Here is a 2,520-nt window from a genome sequence, read left to right on the forward strand (position 1 = left end):
CGTGCCCGCATCGGCAGCTTCATCGACCTGCGCCTGGCCAATGACGCCATCCTTGAGCAAGGCCTGGCGGAGCTGCTCAACAAGCCCGGCCTGCAGACCAGCCCCGGCCTCAAACTGGTGGCGGCCTTCTACGCCAGCGGGCTGGATCTGGCGGCCATCGAGGCGCGCGGCCTGAAGTCGCTGCAGCCGCTGATGGACCAGATCCAGGCGCTGGCCAAGCCGGCCGACCTGCCCGCTGCGCTGGCCGCACTGAACCGCGTGCAGATCGCCGCGCCGCTGGCCGCCTATGTCGCGCAGGACCCCAAGGACACGCGCCGCCATGCCCTGCTGTTCTCACAGTCAGGCCTGGGTCTGCCTGACCGCGATGACTACAGCAAGACCGACGAGGTCTCGCGCCGCCTGCAGCAGGCCTACCGCGTCTATGCCCGAACTTTGCTGGACGCCGCCGGCCTCAAGCCCAGCGAGGCCGATATCGAGGCGCTGATGGCCTTCGAGGCGCGCCTGGCCGAGGCCTCGCGCAGCCGGGTGCAGATGCGCAACCCGGTCGCCAATTACAACCGCTTTGATGCCAGAGCCCTGGCCGAAGCCGCGCCCGGCTTCGACTGGGCAGCGTATTTGCGCGCCTATAGCGGCCGCCCCGACGGCGTGGCGCAGTTCGTCGTCGGCCAGCCCGAGTTCGCCAAGCGCCTGGCCGAGCTGGCGCAGAGCACGCCGATGGCGACCTGGCGCCACTACCTGAGCCTGCGGCTGCTGGACGCCAGCGCGGGCCGCCTGCCCAAGGTGTTTGCCGACGCGCACTTCGCCTATCACGGCCGCACAATCTCCGGATTGAAGGCGCCGGAGCCGCGCATCGAGACCGTCATCCAGACCATCGGCGGACGCACCGGCAGCGCGCCGGTGGCCCTGGGCCTCGGCGAACTTTTTGTTGCCAAGGCCTTTCCGGCCGAGGCACAGAAACGCTCGCAGCAGCTGGTGGCCGATATCAAGGCGGCAATGCGCGAGCGCATCGAGGGCCTGGACTGGATGAGTGCGCCCACCAAGAAGCAGGCCCTGCTCAAGCTGGATGCAATGGCACTGAAGATCGGCGCGCCCGAGCGCTGGCCCGACTATGCCGGGCTGAGCCTGCGCGCCGACGACTATGCGGGCAACGGGCTGGCCGCCGCGGCCTGGCAGAGCGCCCAGCGCCTGGCCGAATTGGACCGGCCGGTGGACCGCTCGCGCTGGTTCACCAGCCCGCACATCGTCAATGCCTTTGCCGGCGGCCTGAACGAGATCGTGTTCCCGGCCGGCATCCTGCAGCCGCCCTTCTTCGATGCCAAGGCGGACGACGCCGTCAACTATGGCGGCATCGGCATGGTGATCGGCCATGAGATCACGCACCACTTCGATGATCGTGGCCGCCAGTACGACAGCGTCGGCAATCTGGCCGACTGGTGGACGCCCGCCGATGCTGCCGCCTACAAGGTGCGCGCCGAGCGTGTGGCAGAGCTCTACAGCGGCTATGAGCCCCTGCCGGGTGAGCGCATCAACGGCCACCAGATGCTGGGCGAGAACATCTCGGACATGGCCGGCATGCCGATCGCCTTCGAGGGCCTGCAGCGGGCGCTGGCACGCAGCGGCCAGCGCGACAAGATCGCGGGCTACACGCCCGAGCAGCGCTTCTTCATCTCCAACGCGCTGATCTGGCGCAACAAGTCGCGCACCGAGTTGCTGATCAACCAGCTGCGCACCGGCCAGCATTCGCCAGGCAAGTTCCGCGTGTTGGGCCCAATGTCCAATATGCCGAGCTTTGCCAAGGCCTTCGGCTGCACGCCGGGCGACCCGATGGTGGCCAGCGAGCCGATCCGGATCTGGTGAAGCTGCGGCGGCCCGGACGGGCCGCCCGGCGGCTTACCAGCTCAGCTGCAGGCTGTAGGCCCCGCCTCCGCCGCTGAAATAGCGAACCTGCAGATACAGCGTGACGGCGACGCTGCCGCCGTTGATGTAGTTCAGCGTCTCGACCACGCCGCCGCCGCTCTTCTGGCTGGCTGCAATCAGCGTGCCGGCGGCATTGCGCAGCAGCAGGTCGTAGTCCTTGCCGGCGGCCGGCGTCAGCAGCGCGCCAAGCGTCTTGCCGGGCGGCAGGCTGATGGCGAAGTAGTCGACATCGCTGGTGGACGAAAGGCTGCCGCTGATCAGCGAGGGCGCGCCGATCGGCTGCGCCCGGGCCAGGGTGTTGTTGTTCTCGGCTTCAGCAACCGCGGCATAGCTTGGCGTGCTGCTGGTGGCGCTGGCGATGGCCGTGACGGCCGCAGCCGCATCCAGCAAACCGGCACCGCAGCCGCTGCAGCTGCCAGGAAAGGCGCGCGCGCTGCTCCTCAGCGCCGCGGCGATCTGGTCGGGCGTGGCGCTCAGCTTGACGCTGAACATCAGCGCGGCCACACCGGCCACATGCGGCGCCGCCATCGAGGTTCCCTGGTAATAGGCATAGACATCGGCGCCTGGCGTGGTGGTGCCCGCATTGAGGGTGGACAGGATCGC

The 2,520-nt window shown here is 68.7% G+C and carries 2 protein-coding genes; one reads left to right on the top strand and one right to left on the bottom strand.

Translation table 11 applies throughout. The features are described 5' to 3' along the window. The coding region (locus ACIQ67_RS20680) for a M13 family metallopeptidase (protein WP_397536254.1) at positions 1-1,857 on the top strand (1,857 nt) is incomplete at its 5' end. A gap of 33 nt (positions 1,858-1,890) precedes the next feature. Here the strand turns inward: ACIQ67_RS20680 and ACIQ67_RS20685 are convergent. Beyond that, a partial coding sequence (locus tag ACIQ67_RS20685; protein ID WP_397536255.1) for a S8 family serine peptidase occupies positions 1,891-2,520 on the bottom strand: 630 nt, incomplete at its 5' end.

Source organism: Roseateles sp., from assembly GCF_044373315.1.
In the GTDB taxonomy this organism is placed as follows: domain Bacteria; phylum Pseudomonadota; class Gammaproteobacteria; order Burkholderiales; family Burkholderiaceae_C; genus JACDQM01.